At 62.1% G+C, this 22,707-nt stretch carries 14 protein-coding genes; 10 read left to right on the forward strand and 4 right to left on the reverse strand.

Annotated elements, in window-relative coordinates; genetic code table 11:
- Positions 1-94: 94 nt before the first annotated feature.
- Positions 95-412 carry a hypothetical protein gene (locus tag ACUN0E_RS27010; protein ID WP_445568505.1) on the forward strand — a complete coding sequence of 106 codons (318 nt, stop codon included), beginning with the start codon at positions 95-97 and terminating at the stop codon, positions 410-412.
- Between the two features lie 10 nt (positions 413-422).
- Here the strand turns inward: ACUN0E_RS27010 and ACUN0E_RS27015 are convergent, their stop codons facing one another.
- Positions 423-698, reverse strand: a complete 276-nt coding sequence (locus ACUN0E_RS27015; protein ID WP_082855080.1) for an oxidative damage protection protein — start codon at positions 696-698, stop codon at positions 423-425.
- A gap of 56 nt (positions 699-754) precedes the next feature.
- Positions 755-2,143, reverse strand: coding sequence for an amino-acid N-acetyltransferase (gene argA / locus ACUN0E_RS27020; RefSeq protein WP_408333392.1), 1,389 nt, complete (start codon positions 2,141-2,143; stop codon positions 755-757).
- A gap of 23 nt (positions 2,144-2,166) precedes the next feature.
- Here argA and hrpA point away from each other — a divergent pair, with 23 nt between their 5' ends.
- Positions 2,167-6,426 (forward strand): ATP-dependent RNA helicase HrpA, encoded by a 4,260-nt coding sequence (hrpA, locus tag ACUN0E_RS27025; RefSeq protein WP_445568506.1) that lies wholly within the window; start codon positions 2,167-2,169, stop codon positions 6,424-6,426.
- 230 nt (positions 6,427-6,656) lie between these two features.
- On the opposite strand, the gene ACUN0E_RS27030 is transcribed toward hrpA, so the two are convergent.
- Positions 6,657-10,154, reverse strand: a complete 3,498-nt coding sequence (locus ACUN0E_RS27030; RefSeq protein WP_445568507.1) for a YadA-like family protein — start codon at positions 10,152-10,154, stop codon at positions 6,657-6,659.
- Positions 10,155-10,774: 620 nt separating this feature from the next.
- Between ACUN0E_RS27030 and ACUN0E_RS27035 the strand changes: the two genes are divergently transcribed.
- The 4 genes from ACUN0E_RS27035 to ACUN0E_RS27050 all read left to right on the forward strand — a co-directional run bounded on the left by ACUN0E_RS27035 (position 10,775) and on the right by ACUN0E_RS27050 (position 14,717).
- Positions 10,775-11,794 (forward strand): YVTN family beta-propeller repeat protein, encoded by a 1,020-nt coding sequence (locus tag ACUN0E_RS27035; protein WP_408227346.1) that lies wholly within the window; start codon positions 10,775-10,777, stop codon positions 11,792-11,794.
- Between the two features lie 46 nt (positions 11,795-11,840).
- The gene (locus tag ACUN0E_RS27040; protein ID WP_408227343.1) at positions 11,841-12,842 is read left to right on the forward strand and encodes a sterol desaturase family protein; all 1,002 of its coding nucleotides are present in this window, start codon (positions 11,841-11,843) and stop codon (positions 12,840-12,842) included.
- 183 nt (positions 12,843-13,025) lie between these two features.
- Positions 13,026-13,856: an EI24 domain-containing protein gene (locus ACUN0E_RS27045; protein WP_445568508.1), complete on the forward strand. Its 831-nt coding sequence runs from the start codon at positions 13,026-13,028 to the stop codon at positions 13,854-13,856.
- Positions 13,857-13,886: 30 nt separating this feature from the next.
- The gene (locus tag ACUN0E_RS27050) at positions 13,887-14,717 is read left to right on the forward strand and encodes a competence/damage-inducible protein A (protein ID WP_445568509.1); all 831 of its coding nucleotides are present in this window, start codon (positions 13,887-13,889) and stop codon (positions 14,715-14,717) included.
- Positions 14,718-14,978: 261 nt separating this feature from the next.
- On the opposite strand, the gene ACUN0E_RS27055 is transcribed toward ACUN0E_RS27050, so the two are convergent.
- Positions 14,979-15,443, reverse strand: a complete 465-nt coding sequence (locus tag ACUN0E_RS27055) for a rhodanese-like domain-containing protein (RefSeq protein WP_445568510.1) — start codon at positions 15,441-15,443, stop codon at positions 14,979-14,981.
- Between the two features lie 439 nt (positions 15,444-15,882).
- Here ACUN0E_RS27055 and glnA point away from each other — a divergent pair, with 439 nt between their 5' ends.
- The 4 genes from glnA (at position 15,883) to ACUN0E_RS27075 (ending at position 22,673) form a co-directional block, all read left to right on the forward strand.
- The gene (gene glnA, locus ACUN0E_RS27060) at positions 15,883-17,298 is read left to right on the forward strand and encodes a type I glutamate--ammonia ligase (RefSeq protein WP_408227331.1); all 1,416 of its coding nucleotides are present in this window, start codon (positions 15,883-15,885) and stop codon (positions 17,296-17,298) included.
- A gap of 202 nt (positions 17,299-17,500) precedes the next feature.
- Positions 17,501-18,643 carry a nitrogen regulation protein NR(II) gene (glnL, locus tag ACUN0E_RS27065; protein ID WP_408227328.1) on the forward strand — a complete coding sequence of 381 codons (1,143 nt, stop codon included), beginning with the start codon at positions 17,501-17,503 and terminating at the stop codon, positions 18,641-18,643.
- 115 nt (positions 18,644-18,758) lie between these two features.
- Positions 18,759-20,276, forward strand: coding sequence for a nitrogen regulation protein NR(I) (ntrC, locus tag ACUN0E_RS27070; RefSeq protein WP_408227325.1), 1,518 nt, complete (start codon positions 18,759-18,761; stop codon positions 20,274-20,276).
- 192 nt (positions 20,277-20,468) lie between these two features.
- Positions 20,469-22,673, forward strand: a complete 2,205-nt coding sequence (locus ACUN0E_RS27075; protein ID WP_445568511.1) for a prolyl oligopeptidase family serine peptidase — start codon at positions 20,469-20,471, stop codon at positions 22,671-22,673.
- Positions 22,674-22,707: the final 34 nt, after the last annotated feature.

Below are 22,707 nucleotides of genomic sequence, written 5' to 3' on the forward strand. Positions count from 1 at the left end.
AGCGTGGCGGCGTACGGGAAAAGACACGACGGGCCAGCTTGAGAGAACGCGAATGAAGGTGAAATGCTGTTGGAACGATGAACACGATAGCACGATGACCGAGGATCGTGCAAACCAGGCGTGCGCTCAGAAGCCCGGGGAGGGCAGTCAATCCCTTGCGTGGTGGGGAATCCAGCGGATTGCGGCGGTATGGAAAGGAGGCTTAAAAATGGCCGGAAATGGTCCGGTTAGTGAATTTTGCCAAGGAGTGACAGTAGTGAAAGGCGCAACGGGAAGCCGGTGTATCGAGCGGCTCAAGGTTCGACGAAAACGTGGCGTATCGAGCGGCGAAAGGCGCGACCAGACAGGCGAAAAAAAACCGCGCACGCGGCGCGGATTCTTCATACGGCTGATCGCCAATACTGGGGCGTAGCCGAAAACGCTTATTCGGCTGCCGGCGGCACGTAACCCTGCGCCGTATCCGCGCCTTCGCCGAAGAAGAACTTTTCGGTCTGCTTCATCAGATACTGACGTGCGCGCGGGTCGGCCATATTAAGGCGGTTTTCGTTGATCAGCATGGTTTGCTGCTTCAACCAGGCCTGCCAGGCTTCCTTCGAAATACTTTCGTAGATCCGCTTGCCGAGTTCGCCCGGCAGCGGCGGGAAATCGAGACCTTCGGCTTCCTTGCCGAGCTTCGCGCATTGAACCATACGAGTCATGCTGTGCTTCTCCTTTAATCGATGTGGGGGCGGGCAGTCGCTTTATATGGGGACGCTCAGAGCTGTTTCATCAGCACGAGCGACTTGCGCTGCCAGTTATAGAGTCGCCGGCGGTCTTCAGGCAGGTCGTCCACCGTGACCTTGACGAAGCCGCGCTTGAGGAACCAGTGTTCGGTGCGCGTGGTGAGCACGAAAATGCGGGTGAGGCCGCGTGCCCGCGCGCGTTGTTCGATGCGCTTGAGCAGGCGTTCGCCGTCGCCGGTGCCCTGCGCTTCCGGCGCGACCGTGAGGCACGCCATTTCGCCGATGCGCTCCTGCGGGTACGGGTACAGCGCCGCGCAGCCAAACAGCACGCCATCGTGCTCGATCACCGAGAAATGGTCGATGTCCCGTTCGATCTGGTGGCGGCCTCGCCGTACCAGCGTGCCGTCGGATTCGAGCGGTTCGATCAGCGAGAGAATACCGCCGACGTCGTCCGGCGTGGCTTCGCGCAGGCTTTCGAGGTTCTCGTACGAGATCATCGTGCCCACGCCATCGTGCAGGAACAGTTCGAGCAGCAGGCTGCCGTCGAGCGCGTAAGGGATGATGTGCGCCCGTGCCACGCCGCCGCGGCAGGCGCGGATCGAATGCTTCAGATAAAAGCCAGCGTCACCGGTGACTTCGCCGCTTTCGTGGAGCTTGTAGGCGTCGTCGAGCGACAGTTCTCGGACCAGTTCGGGGCCGTTTTCGCCGGTTTCCATCAGGCCCGGCGTTTCGGTCAGGAACACGATCTTGTCGGCGCGCAGTGCGATGGCCGCCGCCGAGGCGACGTCTTCCATCGACAGATTGAATGCCTCGCCGGTGGGCGAGAAGCCGAGCGGCGAGAGCAGCACCAGCTTGCGGCTCGCGAGCGAATGGCGGATCGAATCCGCGTCGATCTTACGCACCACGCCGGTGTGGGCGAAATCGACGCCATCCAGAATGCCGACCGGGCGCGCCGTGACGAAGTTGCCGGACACCACGCTGATGTGCGCGTGCGCCATCGGCGTGTTCGGCAAGCCCTGGCTGATCGCTGCCTCGATATCCAGACGCACTTCGCCCGCCGCTTCTTTGGCGGACTCCAAAGCACGCGCGTCAGTAATGCGCATGCCGTGCGAAAACTCGGATTCCACGCCATGCAGGCTCATCTGCTCTTCGACTTGCGGTCGTGAGCCGTGCACCAGAACGATCTGGATGCCCATGGCCTGCAGCAAAGCGATATCGGACACGAGTGCGTTCAGGAGCCCCTGATGCACCACCTCGCCGCCGAAACCGACGACGAACGTCTTGTTACGGAACGCATGGATGTAAGGGGCGACTGAGCGCATCCAGTCGACAAATTGCGCGTGCTGGGCGAGGTCTTCCGTTGCTCCGGTGGGGGCCGGAGCGCTCGCGGGCGCGGGAACGAGGTCGGTTTGGGAATTCATGCCGGGGATTATAATGCGCCCCCATGTCGAATGTACCCAAAAGTCCCGCTACGGCGAACGAGAATGCGGCGCCGGCCGCCGATCAGGCGAAGCCTGGCGACGCTGCACGCCGCGAAGCGCCAGACGCCAACCGCAACGCGCCGCGCACGGCGCGCGAGCCGCGACGCACCGCGGAAGGCGCGCAAGCGTTGGCGCAAAAAAATAATCCGCCGCGTGAGGCGCGCCGCGAAGCGGGCGCGCCCGCGCGCAAATCACCACAAGCAGGTGATGCTCAAGGCGGCCAGCCCCGCCGCGAACCGCGCCCGCCGCGCGTTCAACGCGTCGTCGAACCGAACCCGATTCCGCCGATCACCTTCCCCGAAGCGCTGCCGGTTTCCGGCCGTCGCGAGGAGATCGCGCGCGCTATCGCGCAGAATCAGGTCGTGATCGTGTGCGGCGAGACCGGTTCGGGTAAAACAACCCAGTTGCCGAAAATTTGCCTCGAACTCGGTCGTGGTCTCGGCGCGGGTGGCACGGGCCTGATCGGCCACACGCAACCGCGCCGGATCGCGGCCTCGGCGACGGGCCGCCGCATCGCCGAAGAGCTTGGCACGCCGTTCGGCGAGGTGGTCGGCTACAAGGTGCGTTTTACCGACAATCTGTCGCCGGGCGCGTCGGTCAAACTCATGACCGACGGCATTCTGCTCGCCGAAACGCAGACCGATCCGCTGCTGCAGGCCTACGACACGCTGATCATCGACGAAGCGCACGAGCGCAGCCTGAACATCGATTTCCTGCTGGGCTACCTGAAGGAAATCCTTGTCAAACGGCCCGATCTGAAGCTGATCGTGACCTCGGCGACGATCGACGCGGATCGCTTCGCGCGTCATTTCGGCAGCGACGAGAAGCCTGCGCCGGTGATCGAAGTGAGTGGCCGGCTCTATCCGGTCGAGATGCGCTATCGGCCGGTCGCGGAAGACAGTCCGGCGGTGAAGTCGGCGGAAGGCGCTTCTGCATCGTCGTCGCGTGAAAGGCCGAAGACCCAGCGCGAAACGGATCGCGATCTGATGGAAGCGATCGTCGATGCGGTCGACGAACTGTGCCGCGAAGGTCCCGGGGACGTGCTGGTCTTCCTGCCCGGCGAGCGCGAGATTCGCGACGCCGCCGAAGCGCTGCGCAAGCACCATCCGCCGCATACGGAAATTCTGCCGTTGTTCGCGCGCTTGTCCGCCGCCGAACAGGAGCGCGTGTTCCGCACTTCGAACGCGCGCCGTATCGTGCTCGCGACCAACGTCGCCGAAACCTCGCTGACCGTGCCTGGGATTCGCTACGTGGTCGATACGGGCCTGGCGCGCGTAAAGCGCTACTCGTATCGCAACAAGGTCGAACAACTGCAGGTCGAATCGATTTCGCAAGCCGCCGCGAATCAGCGGGCAGGGCGCTGCGGCCGCGTTGCCGATGGCGTGTGTATCCGTCTGTATGAGGAAAGCGACTACCAGGGCCGCGTGCGCTTCACCGATCCGGAGATTTTGCGTTCGTCGCTGGCGTCGGTGATTCTTCGCATGAAGTCGCTGCATCTCACGGCGATCGAAACCTTCCCGTTCATCGAGCCGCCGCCTGGCCGCGCCATCGCCGACGGCTACCAATTGCTCAACGAACTGGGCGCCGTCGACGATGACAACCAGCTCACGCCGCTCGGCCGCGAACTCGCGCGCTTGCCGCTCGACCCGCGCGTCGGCCGGATGATTCTCGCCGCGCGCGATCAGCAGGCGTTGAGGGAAGTGTTGATCATCGCCAGTGCATTGTCGGTGCAAGATCCGCGTGACAGGCCGATCGAAGCGCAGGAGCAAGCTGACCAGGCCCATCGCCGGTTCGCCGACGAGCGTTCCGAGTTCCTGCAATGGCTGAAGATCTGGAACTGGTTTGAAGAAGCGATCGCGCACAAGAAGTCGAACCGGCAGTTGCAGGACGAATGCCGCAAGAACTTCCTGTCGCAACTGCGCCTGCGTGAGTGGCGCGACGTGCACTCGCAACTGCTCACGGTGGTGCGTGAGCACGGCTGGCGTCTGAACGAGGCCGAAGCGACCTTTGAGCAGATCCACCTCGCATTGTTGACCGGTTTGCTCGGCAACATCGGCCTGAAAGCCGACGACGAGCCGTATTTCCTCGGCGCGCGCAGCATCAAGTTCTACCTTTGGCCTGGCTCGGCGCTGGTGAAGAAGGCTGGGAAGTGGGTCATGGCCGCGGAACTGATTGAGACGAGCCGTCTGTACGCACGTTGCATCGCGAAGATCGAACCGGAATGGATCGAGAAGATCGGCGAGCATCTTCTGAAGAAGTCATTGTCCGAGCCGCATTGGGAAAAGCGCGCGGCCCAGGTGTCGGCGTTCGAGCGCGCGGTGCTGTACGGCTTGCCGATCTACCACCGGCGGCGCGTGAGCTTCGGCAAACAGGACCCGGCGCGGGCGCGCGAGTTGTTTATTCGCGGTGCGCTGGTGGAAGGCGAGTTCGATACGAAGCTTGCGTTCTTCGCGCACAACCGCAAGCTGCTCGCCGATATCGAGCAACTGGAACACAAGTCGCGCCGTCAGGACGTGCTGGTCGACGACGAGCTGATTTTCGGCTTTTACGATCAGGCGTTGCCGCAGGGCATTTACACAGGCGCATCGTTCGAGCGCTGGTATCGCGACGAGGTCAGGAAGAGCGGCCAGTCGGAGGACAAGCTGCGTCTGCTGTATCTGTCGCGTGATGATCTGATGCGGCACGAAGCCGCCGGCGTGACGACCGACCTGTTCCCGAAGCGCACGACGATGGCGGGCGTCGAGATGGCGCTCACGTATCACTTCGAACCCGGTTCGCCGCGCGACGGCGTGACGCTCGCGGTGCCGCTCTACGCGCTGAATCAGGTCGACGCGCGCCGTTGCGAATGGCTCGTTCCGGGCATGCTGAAAGAGAAGGCGCAACTGCTGCTGAAATCGTTGCCGCAGAAGTTGCGGCGCCATTGCGTGCCGCTGCCTGAGTTCGCGGCGGGTTTCGTCGATCGGCATAGTGGTCCGCGTTTCGGCGCGGGCGGTTTGCTCGAGTCGCTGATTGCGGACATTCGCGAGCAGACCCAGGTCGCGATGAAGCAATCGGACTTCAAGCTCGAAACGCTGACGCCGCATCTGTTCATGAACTTTAAGGTTGTCGACGAGCACGGGCGGCAACTTGCGATGGGCCGGAATATGTCGCAACTGCGCGCCGAGTTGGGCGGTCAGGCGCAGCAGCACTTCCAGAAAATTGCGTCCAGTGCGGCTGGGGCGGCGTTGGCGGATGCGGGCGGCGGTAGCGTAGCGGTTGGCTCGCAGGCATCCGGCTCAGCAGGCGCGAGCGGTGCGGCGCCGCGGGGCAAGGGCGTCGCTGCGGCTGGTCCAGAAACAGCGTCGCAAGGCGGCGGCGCACCGGCTACCGCGCTCTACGAAAAACTGACGACTTGGAATTTCGGCAAGCTTCCCGAGTTGCTGGAAATTCGCCGCGGCGGGCAGACGTTGTTCGGCTATCCGGCGTTGGTGGATCGCGGCACGCATTGCGACGTCGAAGTATTCGATTCACCGGACGAAGCCGCGCGCATCCATCGCGCGGGATTGCGGCGCCTCTTTGCGTTGCAGTTGAAGGAACCGATCAAGTATCTGGAAAAGAATCTGCCGGGTTTGCGCGAAATGGCGATGCAGTTCATGCCACGTGGCACGCAGGAGGCGTTGCGCGATCAGCTGATCGATACCGCGCTCGACCGCGCGTGTCTGCAAGACCCGCTGCCCGCCGATGACGTTAGTTTCCATACGCGCCGCGACGAAGGCCGCAGCCGTCTGACTTTACTGGCGCAGGAAATCTCACGGCTGGTGGGGCAGATTCTGAGCGAATACGCGACCGTGACGAAGAAGCTGGTGCAGGCGAAGTCGTTCACTGCGGCGTATGCAGACATGCAGAACCAGCTCGATGGGCTGATCGGCAAGCGTTTCGTGGTCGACACGCCGTACCCGCAGCTGGCGCACTTCCCGCGCTATCTGAAAGGAATCGCGCTGCGCATCGACAAGCTGAAGGCTGACTCGGCGCGCGACGCCCGGCAGTTCGCCGAGTTCCATCCGTTGTTGCAGAACTATCAGCGGGCAGTCGCGCAACGCGGCGGCGTGCTGGATCCTCGCTTGTCGGAATTCCGCTGGCTCCTGGAGGAGTTGCGGATTTCGCTGTTCGCGCAGGAGTTGCGTACACCGATGCCGGTTTCGGTGAAGCGTCTGTACAAGGTGTGGGAATCGATGCAGCGCTGAGCGGCGGTGGGGTAGGGGCGCTGCAGGTGCCTGCTCCATCTGGGCGGCGCGGCTGCAACGCTTGCGCAGTGCGCATAAAAAAACGCGCGACACCGCTCCTTTTGAGAGTGACATCACGCGCAAAGGGCGGGGGCCTTTCGGACCCGCGCCTGCTCGCTGCTAGTACAGCAACGCTGTAGACTTCTACGTGACTGGCTCAGGTCGAGCCGGTCACGCTTCTTGCCGAAGTTTTACCAGTGCATGCCGGCGCCGACCGACGCGCCGAACTGACCACGCGAGTCGGAGGTGCCTTGCACCTTGTAGACCCACTTGCCGGTTTCCGACAGTTGCGACACGCCGATGGCGACTGCTGACTGGCCACCGTAGGTGCCCGCAGCCATCGCCACCATGCCGTGACCCGGCAACACGGCTTGCGGCAAGCCCGCAGCCGCCAGTGCCGTTGCCGTGCCACCGTAGGCATCGCGGCGAGCCGAGCGGATCTGGTCGTTGGTGTAGCTGTTGGCCTGACCGACCGCGCCGTTCATGCTCTGCTGCAACTGGTTGACGTTGACCGCGTCCGTGCCTTGCACGCCGGCTGCCACGTTGGTGATCTGACGCTCTGCACCCGCCGCGCCGACCGACACCGTGTTCGCCCGATCCGCGACAGAGCCTTGACCCAATGCCACCGAGTTGTCCGCGCTGGCATTGGCGTTTGCGCCGAGTGCCGTTGCGTTGTTTGCGCTTGCAACCGAATTCGCGCCGATAGCGACAGCGTTGGTACCCGTGGCTTGTGCGTTCGCGCCTGATGCGACGGAGTGCGTACCGGTTGCCACCGCGCCTTCGGTATCGCGATTGCCTTCGGCGCTGAAGAACGGGTTGGCCGAGTTGACGGTAATGTTGCTGACCGCGCCGTTGATGGCCGCGTTCAACTGACCGAGGTTGACCGCGTCGTTTGCATCCACGCCGTCGGCGACATTGTGGATCGCGGTGCCCGCGTCGCCGCCCAGCGTGACGCTGTTCTTGTTGACCGTGCCATCGGCGTTCTGGTCGTACATGACCGCGCCGTCGAGTTTGGCTGCGGTGGCGGCGCCCTGGTCGCTGACGGCTTTCAGTTGGGCGACGTTGACCGCGTCGGTGTCGGCGGTGCCGGCTGCGACGTTGGTGATCTGACGTTCTGCGCCTGCTGCGCCAACCGATACGGTATTTTCGCGATCAGCGACTGAGCCTTGACCGAGGGCGACTGAATTGGCCGCAATAGCGTTCGCCTTGTAGCCGAGGGCGGTCGAGTTGTCGCCCTGCGCCGTGGAGAGCGTGCCGACAGCGGTGGAGAAATCGCCTTGTGTTTGCGAACTTGTACCAGCGGCAAAGGATGCTTTGCCTGACGCGTCGGCGGAGCTGCCGATCGCGACGGCGTGATCGCCGCTTGCGATCGCATCGTCGCTACCGTCATTGGCGCCGTTTGCCTTGAAATAACGCGATGCGCCGGCCGTGGCGGCCTGCAACTGGCTGACGTTGACGGCGTCGGTGGCCTCGGTGCCGGCTGCGACATTGGTGATCTGGCGTTCGCTGCCCGCCGAGCCAACGGAGACGGTGTTTGCGCGGTCGGCCACCGAACCTTGACCCAATGCGACAGACCCTTCCGCGGATGCGACTGCACCTTGCCCCAGAGCAACGGAGTCGGTGGCGCTGGCCGTTGAAAAGGCGCCGAGCGCGACACTGCCAAAATCGCTGGCGGTGGCGCCTGAGCCCAGTGCGACCGAACTGTCGCCGCTGGCTTCGGCGTGCAGGCCCATGGCGGTTGCGGTCAAGCCGCTAGATTCGGCGAAGTTGCCGATCGCGACTGCGCCCGTCGTCGCGGCGCTGGAGTTCGCACCCAGCGCTATTGCGCCGTTGCCTTCAGCGTCGGCAAGCGTGCCGACAGCGACGGAGTAATCGGCGATTGCCATGGCTGTCGCACCGCCTGCGAACGAACCGACGCCGGATGCCGATGCGTTGCTCCCCACCGCAGTGGCAGCCGTGGTGCCCGCCAACGCCTTGCTGCCGATAGCGACTGATGTCGTGCCGAGCGCTTGCGCGTCGTCCGAGCCGTCGCTGGCGCCAGTTGCCTTGAAGTAACGTGATGTAGTGGCGGTGGCGGCAGCCAGTTGGCTGACGTTGACGGCGTCGGTGGCCGCAGTGCCGGCTTTCACGTTGGTGATCTGACGCTCGCTGCCCGCAGCGCCGACGGAGACGGTGTTTGCGCGGTCGGCCACCGAACCCTGACCCAATGCGACTGAACCGTCTGCGCTGGCGTCGGCATAGTTGCCGAGTGCGACGCTGCGGGATCCCGTCGCGGACGAATTGCTACCGATCGAAGTGGAGACCTGACCGTCGGCGACGGAATCGATCCCCACCGCCGTCGCAAGTTGACCATTCGCCGCGGCGCTTGAGCCGATTGCTACGGAACCAAAGGCAGTGGCGCTGGCGTTCGCTCCTGCTGCAACCGCGTTCGTACCGCTGGCGGCTACCGCGTCGTCCGTACCATCGTTGGCGCCGTCGGCTTTGAAGTAGTGCAGGGCGCTGCTTTTGGCGACAGCGTCGACCTTGCCATCGACCGCGCTGAGTTGGCTGACGTTGACTGCATCCGTCGCGGCCGAACCGGCTGCGACGTTCGTGACGCGGCGTTCATTACCAGTGGAACCCACTGAAACTTCACCCGTTGCGGTGGTGGCTGCGACGGCTGTGGCGCCTGCACCTGTCGGCACAACAGCCGGGGTAGTCAGATCGGCAGTGGTGGTCGACTTTGCACCCAAGGCAACACTGTTGTCGCTTGCGGCAGTTGCGCCGTAGCCGATTGCTACGGAGTTGATGCCCGCGGCGTTGGCGTTCGCTCCGGCAGCAACCGCATTCGTACCGGTGGCGGCTACCGCGTCATCCGTGCCATCGTTGGCACCGTCGGCTTTGAAGTAGTGCAGGGTGTCGTTTTGGGCGACAGCATCAACCTTGCCATCGACTGCGCTGAGTTGGCTCACGTTGACCGCATCGGTCGCGGCCGAACCGGCTGCGACGTTCGTGACGCGGCGTTCATTACCTTGGGAGCCCACCGAAACTTCACCTGTTGCGGTAGTGCCTGCGATTGGCGCAGACGTTGTACCGTCCAACAGTTTCGGTGCATAAGCTGCAGCACCCAGATCTGCGGCCGCGGTCGAGTTCGCACCCAGCGCGACGCTGTTCTCTGATGTGGCCTGCGAGTTGTACCCCAGCGCGACCGAGTTTGCGCCATTCGCCACGCTATATGCGCCGACTGCGGTTGCTCCGGCTGCAGCTGATGTGGCCCAGCCCCCGAGGGCAATACCGGATTCGTTCAATGCCCATGCTGCCGTGCCGGCCGAAACAGCACCTTGGCCCATTGCGTGCGCGTTGCTGCCGAGCGCAATGGCGCCTCCAGCTGTTGCCATTGCTCCATAGCCGACGGCAGAGGAGCTGTCACCTAAAGCTTGGGCGTTAGCGCCGGCCGCGACTGAAGCCTGTTCACTCGCCATCGCGCCGCGATCTACGCCGTTAGCTGCCGGCGTGGCCACGAAGTGATCTGGCGTTGTCTGTGCGTGTGCGATCGATGCAGCACCCATCAACGCAGCCCCAGCCAACACCACCTGCGCCATCGCCAGCTTCCGCGCCGTGCCGCGCTTCGTCTTCGACCGTGCCGTTTCCGACGTGGCTACCCACGTTCCCGTCGCTTCACACCAAACCGATTTGTAAATCTTGTTCATGTTTTTAGAAAACTCCGCGGAATTACGAGTGTGGACAGTGCGTGAAAGCATTTTGATTCGGAGGGAATGTCATCGCCCCAATATGTCGCGCACAAAATAAAGCATGTCGACCGCGGTTTCTCCGTTGTCCGTTTTTTCGTGTCCTGCTGAATTTTTCGCGCGTCCGAATCGCATGCGTCACGCTCTTAAGTCCACAGGATTAAGTGCATGGGCGATGATCGGCGGGATTGTCAGGTGTGGCGGGGAAGGGGCGGAATAAGCCAATTCCTAAACGATTAAAAATAAATAATACATTGTAATTTAATTTGATTAAATGTTATTTGAATGTATAAAATTAGGGGGTGTAAAGATAAATCTTGGTTTGTCTTATTTGATATTTAAAAAATTAAGAATGTAATAATCCGTTATTTTGATTAAAATGGTGGCATTGAGAAAATCAGATGAGGATTTTCTTACGCGAAGCTGACCTTATGTCAGCAGTGCGGCGGAATGCGCTGACAGTCTCGTGCCCGCATTCCGCCTGTTTTCCGTTTTCCCCCACGTGTCATACCCGCATCCACGTCAACCGCGTGCCCCGGCAAACGTTCTACAATGACGGTTGTTCTCCGAAGTGAGTTTTCATGCGTAAATTTTTTCTTCCCGGCTTGACTGCCACGTTCGCCGCAGGCGCGGCGCTGGTTGCCGCCGCAGGTTTTTTTTCTCCGGCGGCCCACGCCAATAACGTGATCGTGCTCAATTCCGGCGAAGCCACGCTGAGCCTGATCGACGAGGCCACCCGCCAGGTCGTCGGCACGGTGCCGACGGGCAAGGAACCGCATCACCTGATGGCCACGCCGGACAATTCGTCATTGATCGTCGCCAACTCAGTGTCGAACAACCTGATGTTCGTCGATCCGAAGTCGGGCCAGGTGCAGCGCTGGGTCGAAAACATCGAGGATCCGTATCAGATCGGCTTTTCGCCTGACCGTAAGTGGCTCGTCACCACCGGGCTGCGTCTGGACCGTCTCGACATCTATCATTACGACGGCCAGAAGAATCAGATGGCGCTGGCCTCGCGTCTGCCGCTCGCGGTGATGCCGAGCCACATGGCGTTCACCAATGACAGCAAGACGGTTTTCGTCACGCTGCAGGTTTCGGGCGAACTGGCCGCTATTGATCTGGCCACGCAAACCGTCAAGTGGAAGATGAAGGTCGGCAAGGTGCCGGCCGGCTTGTGGATGACACCGGGCGAAAAGTACCTGCTGATCGGCATGACCGGGTCGGATTACGTCGCGGTGGTCGATTGGCGCAATCAGAAAATCGTCAAGACGATCCAGACAGGCAAGGGCGCGCATAACTTCCGCTCGCTGGCTGACGGCAAGCATGTCGCGGTGTCGAACCGTGTCGCGAGCACCATCAGCATCATCGACGAAGACACGCTCACCAACGTCGGCGACATCACCGGTTTGATGCCGGGGCCGGACGACATGGAACTTTCCGCCGACAAACGCTATCTGTGGGTTACCTTCCGCTTCGCGAAGCACGTCGGCATCATCGACCTGAACACGCGTAAGCTGATCCAGACGATTGCCGTCGGCCGTTCGCCGCACGGTATCTATTTCTTCAATCGCGCGCCGGTCACGGCGCCGAACGGCGCATGATACGGTTATCAGCGAACCGTCAGGAATGAAGTAACAGGCCAGCACCATGTTCCATCTGATTTTTTCTTCGCTCGACAGCTTCGTCTCGGCCCTGCAGACGCTGCTGTACGTCGACGTGGTGCAGCCGTTGCTGTTCCGCTTCAATCTGATGGACTACGACGAAGATACCTACGACAGCCTGTATTGGGTGATCGTCGGCGTCGTCGAGGTGCTGGCGATGTACGCGGTGCTGCGCCCGCTCGAGGCGCTGCGGCCGGTGGAGCGGTGGGAAAACCGCAAGGCCGTGCGGGTCGACGTGATCTATACCTGGATCGCCAAGCTCGGCATCCTCAACCTGTTCTTCTTCTTTGCGCTGCAGCCATTCTTCGACACCGTTCAGGCCTGGCTGCGTCTGCACAACATCGCTAATATCGAATTCGACAATCTGTGGCCAGGCGTCACCACGCAGCCGCTCGTCACGTTCGTGATGTATCTGCTCGTGCTCGATTTCGCCGGTTACTGGTACCACCGCTGGGAGCATCGGATCGGCGTGTGGTGGGAGCTGCACGCGGTGCACCACAGCCAGCAGCAGATGTCGCTATGGTCCGACGACCGTAACCATCTGCTCGACGATCTGCTGCAAGCGTCGTTCTTCGCGGTGATCGCACTGGTGATCGGCGTGCCGCCGTCTCAATTCGTCGTGCTGGTGGCAATCACGAACCTGGCGCAGAGCGTGCAGCACGCAAACATCCGTCTGTACTTCGGCTGGCTCGGCGAGCGCCTGCTGGTCAGTCCGACTTTCCATCGCCGTCACCATGCGATCGGCTACGGCCACGAAGGCCTGACGTACGGTTGCAATTTCGGTGTGCTGTTTCCGTGGTGGGACATGTTGTTTCGCAGCGTGTCCTGGAGCCGGGAGATGGAGCCGACCGGCATCCGTGACCAACTCGAAGGCCGGCGCTACGGTGACGGTTTCTGGGCGCAGCACTGGCTCGCCTTCGTACGCATCGCCGGACGTCTTTCGCCGAAGCGACGCCGCGCCGAAGGCAGCGACGCCGCGCCAGTTTGAGCATTCTTCTTCCCACGCTGCCGGTTTTCCCGGCGGCGCGTCACGTGGTTTATCCTGTCCACGTTTGCGCGCACGTTCCTGGTTCGTTTTCCGATCCGCATTGCGGTCTGTCTGCCGGATCCTTCGCCTGTTCGTCGCGCTGTTCCCCTTATTCCATCGTTTCGTTCACCGGCACTGGCACGTATGAATGATCTGTTGCGCTCGTTCGGACGTGCGCTCGCAAGCGCGCTCCACCCGCGCATGCTCTGGCTGACCTTCCTGCCGTTTCTGGGGGCGACGCTCGGGTGGGGCGTGATCCTGTGGTTTTCCTGGCAGACGCTGATCGGCGCTACCCGCACGTGGCTCGAAAGCTGGTCGTTCACGATCACGCTTTATCGTCTGTTCGACTGGCTCGGTTTTTCAGCGCTGCACACGGCGATCGCCCCGTTTATGGTGATTGCAATGGCGATTCCGCTGATCGTCGTCACGGTGTTGCTGTTGATCGCCACGCTGTCGATGCCGGCCGTGATCCGCTTTCTGTCGGCTCGGCAATTTACCGGACTCGAAATGCGCCACGGCGGAACGTGGTACGGTAGCCTCGGCCAGGCGTTGTGGACCACACTGGTCTGCCTCGTGCTGCTGATCGTCACGTTGCCGCTGTGGTTGGTGCCGCCGTTCTTCGCGCTGATTCCGCCGCTTCTGTGGGGCTGGCTGACGTATCGCGTAATGAGTTACGACGCGCTCGCCTTGCATGCCACGCGTGAAGAGCGGCGCGAGCTGGTGCGGCGCTTCCGGCTGCCGCTGCTGTTGATCGGCGTCGCGAGCGGACTACTGGGCTCACTGCCTACGCTGTTGTGGGCGTCGTCGGTCTGGTTGATCGTGTTGTTCCCGGTGATCACCGCGGTGACGATCTGGATTTACGCGTTCATCCTCGTGTTTTCGGCGCTGTGGTTCGGCTACTACTGTTTGCGCGCGTTGCAACGCATGCGCGCGGAAGAGCACGGTCCGCGGCACGCGGCGCCGGTTCCTTACTGATGAATTATTGACTAAGCGAAAGAGGCGGCAATGGCATTTGGCGTCATCATCATCGGCGACGAAATCCTGTCGGGCAGACGCATCGACAAGCATCTGCCGAAGGTCATCGAATTGCTGGGCGCGCGCGGGCTGTCGCTCGGCTGGGCGGAATACATCGGCGACGAGCCGGAGCGCATCACGGCAACGCTGCGGCGCACGTTCGCATCGGGCGACATTGTGTTTTCCACGGGCGGCATTGGCGCCACGCCGGACGACCATACCCGCCAGTGCGCGGCAGCCGCGCTTGGCGTGCCGCTCGAACTGCATCCGGAGGCCGCGACGCTGATTCAGGAGCGCATCCGTGATATGTATCCGGCGAACTCGGCTACGCGGCTTGATCTGGCTTCGCCGGAGAACCGGCATCGTCTGAATATGGGCACGTATCCGCAGGGCGCATCGATCATTCCCAACGGCTACAACAAGATCCCAGGCTTCTCGATCAAACAGCACTACTTCGTGCCGGGCTTTCCGGTCATGGCGTGGCCGATGATCGAGTGGGTGCTGGATACGCAATACGCGCATCTGCACCACGCGATGCCGCACGCTGAAAAGTCATTGCTGGTCTTCGAGCTGCCGGAGTCGCGCCTTACGCCGTTGATGGAAAAGATCGAACACGATTTTCCGGGCGTGAGGGTGTTCAGCCTGCCGAGCGTGGGCGATGCGGAGCGCGGCGGTGTGTATGCGCGGCATCACATCGATCTCGGTGTGAAAGGCGAACCGGAAGCGGTGGCCGCGGCCTTCGTGAAGCTGCGCGAAGGTGTGCATCTGCTGGGCGGCGATATTGTCGAGCTTGAGGCGGCCGCGGCTAAACCGCGCGGTTGATCAGCCCAACACGCCAGACGTTGTTCGGGTGCACTCGCGCCTCGTGGCGAGCTTATTAAGACTCAACGCATCATCGGCCTGTCACATGCAGCGCCGACGATGCGTCTAATCGTTCCGCCCTTCGACTGACGGTACCCTCAAGTGTCCTTATGCGCCGGCTTGGACACGCGGCTGACGAAAGTACCCGTACCGCGCCGATAGCGGTACGCGCGCAGAGGTGCCGCTGAAGCGGGCAGCAACGTTCAGGCCGCCGACCAGCAATCAGGCGCCAATCCACGGCAACCCGCGAAAGCACCAGCCCGACACTGTCTTCCGATGCCCTTGGCCGTCCTTATCGCCTTCAAAGCCTTCCAGCAGGTCATACGCCTTGGTAAAGCCGGCCTGGGCGGCGGCGATCGCGGCGAGCTTCGACCGCGCGGCGCTGCGGCACAAAAACAGCACGGGTGTATCGGGCGAGGCCACCTGGCTGAGTTGCTGAAGGAATTCCTGGTTCGGCACGGCGCCCGGATAACGCGTCCACTCCACATGCGCGTATTGCCCGTCGCCCATAACCGGCCGGCCGACCCAATCGAGTTCGGCGCGGGTGCGCACGTCGACGAGACGCGTGCGCGGATCGAGTTGCAGCAGTTCGAACGCTTCGGCGGGCGATACCGCGCCCGCATAGGGCAACTGGTTCTCGGTGCGGCGCTTGTCCGCCTGGGCGTACAACTGTTCGAGCGTGCTCATGAGCGCAAATCTCCTTCGGACCAAATGACCATTCTAGCGCGCGGCGGGCAGGGAGCATGCCGTTCAGAGGCGGCGTCTCGGCCGTGTGGAGCGAGGAGGCGGACGCCCAGTAATGGTGCGTTTTTGCGAGATTGCACCAAGATAGAGATGTCGGCAGTTGCGGATTTTGCGAACGCACTAATTCGGTGCGTAACGCGACACAAAGATTTCAGGGCTGCATGCTGTTCGGTGCGCTCATTCCCCGCAAATGCGCGCGCAGTGCGGTTTTGCGCCGGGTTGGCGCATGCATGGCACAGAAGCTGCTTTATTGGTGCCGATCGATTTGCTCCAGCAGGCTTTTATGTTCGCCCTCAACGATACAGGGGTGGACGGGCCGGAGCGGGTCAGCTAGATTGGGCGGCGGCTGAATCCGCCGAATTCGTTAATCAGGAGATAGGTTATGAGTAAATCCGTGGCCGACGTCATTCAACTCGTCAAAGACGAAGACGTCAAGTTTGTCGACTTCCGTTTCACCGACACGCGCGGCAAAGAGCAACACGTTTCGGTGCCGGTGTCGGCATTCGATGAAGACAAGTTCGAAAGCGGCCATGCGTTTGACGGTTCGTCGATTGCCGGCTGGAAGGGCATCGAAGCATCGGACATGTTGCTGATCCCGGACGCGAACACCGCCTTTATCGACCCGTTCTATGAAGAGTCGACCCTCGTGCTGACGTGCGACGTCGTCGAACCGGCTGACGGCAAGGGCTACGAACGCGATCCGCGTTCGCTCGCAAAGCGCGCTGAAGCGTATCTGAAGAGCACGGGTCTGGGCGACACGGCCTTCTTCGGTCCGGAACCGGAATTCTTCATTTTCGACTCGATCAAGTGGGGCACGGATCAGTCGGGCACGTTCGTCAAGATCGGTTCGGAAGAAGCACCGTGGTCGTCGTCGATGGACTTCGAAGGCGGCAACACCGGCCACCGTCCGGGCACGAAGGGCGGCTACTTCCCGGTCGCTCCGGTCGACACGTTCCAGGACATCCGTTCGGAAATGTGTCTGTTGCTCGAACAGATCGGCATCCCGGTCGAAGTGCATCACCACGAAGTTGCGGGCCAGGGCCAGAACGAAATCGGCACGAAGTTCTCGACGCTGGTGCAACGCGCCGACTGGCTGCAGCAGATGAAGTACATCATCCACAACGTCGCGCACACGTACGGAAAGACGGCTACGTTCATGCCGAAGCCGGTGGTCGGCGATAACGGTTCGGGCATGCACGTTCACCAGTCGATCTGGAAAGACGGCGCGAACCTGTTCGCAGGCAACGGTTACGCAGGTCTGTCGGAATTCGCGTTGTTCTACATCGGCGGCATCATCAAGCATGCTCGCGCGCTGAACGCGATCACGAACCCGTCGACGAACTCGTACAAGCGCCTCGTGCCGCACTTCGAAGCACCGGTGAAGCTGGCTTACTCGGCTCGCAACCGTTCGGCATCGATCCGCATTCCGCATGTGTCGAACCCGAAGGGCCGCCGTATCGAAACGCGTTTCCCGGATCCGATGGCGAATCCGTACCTGTGCTTCTCCGCGCTGATGATGGCGGGTCTGGACGGCGTGCAGAACAAGATTCACCCGGGCGAAGCTGCCGACAAGAACCTGTACGACCTGCCGCCGGAAGAGGATGCAAAGATCCCGACCGTGTGTGCCGGCCTCGACCAGGCGCTGGACTCGCTGGACGCGGACCGCGAATTCCTGACGCGCGGTGGCGTGTTCACGGACTCGATGCTCGACGCGTACATCGAACTGAAGACGGGCGAGTTGCAACGCTATCGTCAGTCGGTGCATCCGATCGAATTCGAAATGTACTACTCGCTGTAAGCGGCAATGGCGCTTCGCCCTTCAAACGGCGAAGCGCTTTGCCCGACGCTCGCGATCGGTCACAAAGGGACGGCGGCGCCGTCCCTTTTTTGTTAGACCCGAATTCGTTTGCAGCGTAGGGGCAGCAATAAAGCAGAACAGTAGGCAGTGCAATAAGCGGTACACCTGATTTATCACCATCTCCTATCGGCCAGACTGCAAGATGGTTCTGAAGAATCTGATGAAGGCAAGAAAAGGGCACGAGCAGACGCTCTCGGACGACGCCCAGTTGGTGAGTTCCGGGTTGTTGCCGGGCTTCGAGGCATTACCAACGGTCGTGCTGGTGCTCGAAAAGCGCACGCTGCGTGTGGTGTTTGCGAACCCGTCGGCGGAATCGATGCTGGAGCTTTCGCGAAAGCAACTGACGCAGATGGCGTGGCAGGACATTTTCTCGAATGCCGACGAACTGGTCGCCACGATTTCCGCGATCGCCGCCCACCGTTTTCACGCCACGCATCTGGACGCCGTACTCGAGCGTCCCGGCCACGAGCCGCTGCATGTGCATGCGATCGTCGGCTTTCTGGAGAGCGCGCAAGACTATGTGCTGCTCGAACTATTCGAGAACGAGCGGCATTTACGTTCCGACCGCGAGGAACGCATCAACGACCTCACGGCCGTCAACAAACAACTGATCCGCAATCTCGCGCACGAGATCAAGAACCCGCTTGGCGGGATTCGCGGCGCGGCGCAACTGCTCGAGTTTGAACTCGGCGAGCGCGAACGGGACGAGTTGCGCGAGTACACGCAAGTCATCATCAAGGAATCGGACCGGCTGCAAACGCTGGTTGATCGCTTGCTGGAGCCGCACCGTCATCCGCATATCGTCGGTGACGTGAATATTCACGAAGTGTGTGAGCGCGTGCGTCAGGTGATTCTCGCGGAGTTTCCGCGCGGACTTACGATCGAGCGCGATTACGACGTCAGCGTGCCGGACCTGCGTGGCGACAAGGAGCAACTGATTCAGGCGCTCCTGAATATCGTGCGCAATGCAGCCGAAGCGCTGCGTGAACGCATCTCGCAAGGCGACGCGCGCATCGAATTGCGCACTCGCATTGCGCGCAAGATCACCGTGTCGAAACGTTTATGTAAGCTGGCACTGGACTTGCATATCATTGACAACGGCCCTGGCATTCCCGAGGAAATCCGTGACCGCATTTTCTATCCGCTCGTATCGGGGCGGGAGGACGGTAGCGGTCTCGGTTTGACGCTCGCGCAGACCTTCGTGCAACAACACGACGGACTGATCGAAGTGGAAAGCCGGCCGGGCCATACCGAGTTTCAGATTCTGCTGCCGCTCGACTGCTAACACCAAACGCACCGTGAGAAAACGCCGGGCCGCCCCAAGTTTTCTCACCCCCTTCGGGGGGCCTGGCGCGAAGCGACAGGTTTGGGGGCGCTCTTAAGACTTCTGACCGACCTATATGAAGCCGATCTGGATAGTAGACGACGATCAATCGATTCGCTGGGTGCTCGAAAAAGCGCTCGCCCGCGAAAACTTCGCGACGCGCAGCTTCGCGAACGTGCGCGAGGCTTCCGCGGCGCTCGATCACGACAGCCCTCAGGTGCTGGTGTCCGACATCAGGATGCCTGGCGGCTCGGGTCTCGAATTGCTGCAAACCGTCCGTGAGAAGGTGCCGGGTTTGCCCGTCATCATCATGACGGCGTTCTCGGACCTGGACAGCGCGGTTGCGGCGTTCCAGGGCGGGGCATTCGAGTACCTCGCCAAACCGTTCGACGTCGACAAGGCGGTCGAGCTGATCCGCCGCGCGGTCGACGAAAGCATGCGTGGCGAACAGACGTGGGACGACCGCGTCGCCGATGCACCGGAAATGCTCGGCCAGGCGCCGGCGATGCAGGACATGTTTCGCGCGATCGGCCGGCTGTCCCATTCCGCGGCCACCGTGCTCATTACCGGCGAATCAGGCACCGGTAAGGAACTCGTCGCGCGTGCATTGCACCGACATAGCCCACGCGCGAACGGTCCCTTCATCGCGCTGAACACGGCAGCGATTCCGAAGGATCTGTTGGAATCCGAACTGTTTGGCCACGAGCGCGGTGCGTTCACCGGTGCGCAGGCCATGCGTCAGGGGCGCTTCGAGCAAGCGGAAAACGGCACGCTGTTTCTCGACGAAATCGGCGATATGCCGTTCGATTTGCAGACACGCCTGTTGCGTGTGCTGTCAGACGGGCAGTTCTATCGCGTCGGCGGGCACAATCCATTGCGCGCCAATGTGCGCGTGATCGCGGCGACGCACCAGAATCTCGAATCGCGCGTGCGTCAGGGCCTGTTCCGCGAGGACTTGTATCACCGGCTCAATGTGATCCGTTTGCGCTTGCCGGCGTTGCGCGAGCGCAGTGAAGACATTCCGTTGCTTACCCGCCATTTCCTGCAAAAGAGTGCGCGCGATCTGGGCGTGGAGCCGAAGCGCGTGTCCGAAGAGGCGCTCGCTTATCTGGCATCGCTGCCGTTTCCCGGCAATGTGCGTCAACTGGAAAATCTCGCCAACTGGCTGACGGTGATGGCGCCGGCGCAGACCATCGAGATCAAGGATTTGCCGCCTGACCTCGGTCCCACGCAAGCGGGCCTGACTGATCTCTCCGGTGGTGTTGGCGGGATGATCGGCACGGGTGAGGCAGCCCTCGCGGGTGGCGCGCCGATCAACGGTATTGGCGCGGCTACGCATCCGGCTACCGCCGCCGGTATGCCGGCCGCGACTACCGTAAACGCCTGGGAAGGCGGCTTGCGCACCGAAGTCGCGCGGATGTTGCGTGAGAATGCGGCCGACGTCATGGACGAACTCGCACGCCGTTTCGAAGCTGCGGTGATTCGCGAGGCGCTGGATTTCACGCGTGGGCGTAAGGTGGAAGCAGCGGAGCGGCTCGGCATCGGTCGTAATACGATTACGCGCAAGATTCAGGAGCTCAATCTCGAGCCCTGAAGTGTGTTGTCAGCCGGGGTAGCTTGCCAGCCGCCCCGGCAGTTGTCGCTTAGGCCGCTCGTTCGGCCATCTCATGGATAAGTTCCTAAGCCGCCTCTCCAGCGATCTCTTCAGCTGTTCCGGCGCGTGGCATCAAAGGCCTTCGGGCTCACGCAAGGCATAATCAACGCTGTTTTCATTCGACAGCTGACGATGCCCGCTTCTCCCGCTACTTTCTCCTGGCCGCTTTCCCCCGATACCTTTCTGTCGCTCGAAGCACTCGACGACCCTGACGCGCTCGCGTGGGTCGAAGCGCAGAACGACCGCACGCGCGCGGCTTGGTGCCGCAGCGCGGAATTTGAGTCGCTCAAACAGCGGCTTACCGACGCTTATCTGCCGCGTGAGCGTCCGGTTATTCCCGATCGCTGGAAGGACTGGGCCTACGATTTGTGGCAGGACGAACGCAATCCCAAAGGCATCTGGCGGCGTACGACGTGGGCAGCCTGGCGCAGTGGCGCGCCGGTCTGGCAGAACCTGCTCGATTTCGACGCGCTCGGTGCAGCCGAAGGCACGCCATGGGTCTGCGCCGAACTCGACATTCTTTATCCGGACGGCGATCGCGCATTGATCACGCTGTCGCCGGGTGGCTCGGATGCGCTCGTGGTGCGCGAGTTCGACATCGACGCGCAATGTTTTGTCGAGGACGGTTTCGTGATCGCGAAGGCCGGCAAGCACACGGCTTCGTGGATCGATCGGGATACGCTCTATGTTGGCTGGGACAACGGGCGCAAGACGTTGACGCGCTCCGGCTATCCGCGCGAAGTGCGGCGTTGGACGCGGGGCAGTGCGCTGGCCGACGCGCCGGTGGTCTTCAAGGGGGCATTCGGCGACATCGGCGTGGAGGCACACTACGATCCGATCGAGCTGCGGCATGCCGTGGTGAGCAGTGTCGATTTCTTCGATTCGCAGACGTACTACCTCGATAGCGCCGATGGCACTGCAGATGGTGCTGGTGCGGCCAATCGTGCTGATATTGTCAATGCCTGGAAGCAATACGACGTGCCTTCGCACGTCGCGGTCGGCGGCTGGCAGGGTTGGCTGCTGCTCGAGCCGCGCCTCGATTGGGACTGCAACGGGGTGCGCTATCCGGGCGGTTCGTTGCTGGCGATCCGCGAAGCGGCGTTCTTGCGTGGCGAGCGTGACGTGGTGCCGCTTTTCACGCCGACATTGCAAACCTCCGTCTGTGAGTGGGCGCACACGCGCAATCACCTGATCGTGTCGTATCTGGAAGATGTGCAGAGCAGGACCGCGCTGTGGATCCCGTCGCAAGCGGCCGATCAAGCCTGGCACTGGCATCGACGCCTCTTTCCATCGCATGACGACGTGCAGGCTGACGTCTCGCCCGTCGAGCCGACGCTGAACGACGAAGTGTTCGTCGATACCGACGATTATCTGCAGTCGCCTGCGTACTGGCTCACCGATCTTGCTCGCGATGACCTGACCGATTGGGCGTTGCTGGACCGCTGGCCGACTCAGTTCGATGCGACGCCGTTCGCCGTGACGCGTGGGCATGCGGTGTCCGCAGACGGCACACCGGTGCCGTATACCGTGATCGGACCGCGGGTTGCGCCGCATGCCGGGCAAGGGCAGACGGCGCAACCTGGGCAGCAAACGCATGGACAAACACACGAGCAGACACACGAGCAAGCACGCCCATGCCTGCTTAACGGTTACGGTGGCTTCGCGATTCCGTTGCTGCCGGGTTATCTGACCGGGCAGGGCATCGGCTGGCTGGAGCGGGGGGGTGTGTATGTGGTGGCGCATATTCGCGGCGGCGGCGAGTTCGGCACGGCGTGGCATACGGCGGCGCAGGGCGAGCATCGACAGCGCTCGTTCGACGATTTCATCGCGGTGGCCGAGGCGCTTATCAGCACAGGCGTAACCAGCGCGGCGCAACTCGGCATTCAGGGCGGTAGCAATGGCGGCCTGCTGGTCGCGGCGTGCATGGTGCAGCGGCCCGAGTTGTTCGGCGCCGTGGTGTGCGAGGTGCCGTTGCTCGACATGAGCCGCTATCACCTGCTGCACGCGGGCGCGTCATGGATCGATGAATACGGCGATCCGGACGAACCCGACGAAGCGCGCGTGCTGGCCGCTTACTCGCCTTATCACCGCGTGAGCGCGGACGTGGCGTATCCGCCCGTACTGTTCACCACGTCGACGGCCGACGACCGCGTGCATCCCGGACACGCGCGCAAGATGGCGGCGCGCATGCAGGCGCTGGGCGCGGAAAGGGTCTGGTATCGCGAGAACACGGAAGGGGGTCACGGCGGCTCCGATGAACTGGAGCAGGCCGAGCATGACGCGATGGTGTTCGAATTTCTGTGGTGCTGTTTGAACGGGGCGGCGTATGCCTTTTGAAACAGGCGGACTGTCGTCCAGCGTGAGGCCTCGC

Source organism: Paraburkholderia sp. D1E (assembly GCF_052682275.1).

What these genes read in the sequence shown, in the direction of transcription:
- ACUN0E_RS27010 (WP_445568505.1), top strand. Translation starts at nt 95, where the DNA reads ATGACCGAGGATCGTGCAAACCAGGCGTGCGCTCAGAAGCCCGGGGAG.
- glnA (WP_408227331.1), top strand. Translation starts at nt 15,883, where the DNA reads ATGAGTAAATCCGTGGCCGACGTCATTCAACTCGTCAAAGACGAAGAC.
- glnL (WP_408227328.1), top strand. Translation starts at nt 17,501, where the DNA reads ATGGTTCTGAAGAATCTGATGAAGGCAAGAAAAGGGCACGAGCAGACG.
- ACUN0E_RS27030 (WP_445568507.1), bottom strand. Translation starts at nt 10,154, where the DNA reads ATGAACAAGATTTACAAATCGGTTTGGTGTGAAGCGACGGGAACGTGG.
- ACUN0E_RS27015 (WP_082855080.1), bottom strand. Translation starts at nt 698, where the DNA reads ATGACTCGTATGGTTCAATGCGCGAAGCTCGGCAAGGAAGCCGAAGGT.
- ntrC (WP_408227325.1), top strand. Translation starts at nt 18,759, where the DNA reads ATGAAGCCGATCTGGATAGTAGACGACGATCAATCGATTCGCTGGGTG.
- ACUN0E_RS27075 (WP_445568511.1), top strand. Translation starts at nt 20,469, where the DNA reads ATGCCCGCTTCTCCCGCTACTTTCTCCTGGCCGCTTTCCCCCGATACC.
- ACUN0E_RS27055 (WP_445568510.1), bottom strand. Translation starts at nt 15,443, where the DNA reads ATGAGCACGCTCGAACAGTTGTACGCCCAGGCGGACAAGCGCCGCACC.
- ACUN0E_RS27050 (WP_445568509.1), top strand. Translation starts at nt 13,887, where the DNA reads ATGGCATTTGGCGTCATCATCATCGGCGACGAAATCCTGTCGGGCAGA.
- ACUN0E_RS27035 (WP_408227346.1), top strand. Translation starts at nt 10,775, where the DNA reads ATGCGTAAATTTTTTCTTCCCGGCTTGACTGCCACGTTCGCCGCAGGC.
- hrpA (WP_445568506.1), top strand. Translation starts at nt 2,167, where the DNA reads ATGTCGAATGTACCCAAAAGTCCCGCTACGGCGAACGAGAATGCGGCG.
- ACUN0E_RS27040 (WP_408227343.1), top strand. Translation starts at nt 11,841, where the DNA reads ATGTTCCATCTGATTTTTTCTTCGCTCGACAGCTTCGTCTCGGCCCTG.
- ACUN0E_RS27045 (WP_445568508.1), top strand. Translation starts at nt 13,026, where the DNA reads ATGAATGATCTGTTGCGCTCGTTCGGACGTGCGCTCGCAAGCGCGCTC.
- argA (WP_408333392.1), bottom strand. Translation starts at nt 2,143, where the DNA reads ATGAATTCCCAAACCGACCTCGTTCCCGCGCCCGCGAGCGCTCCGGCC.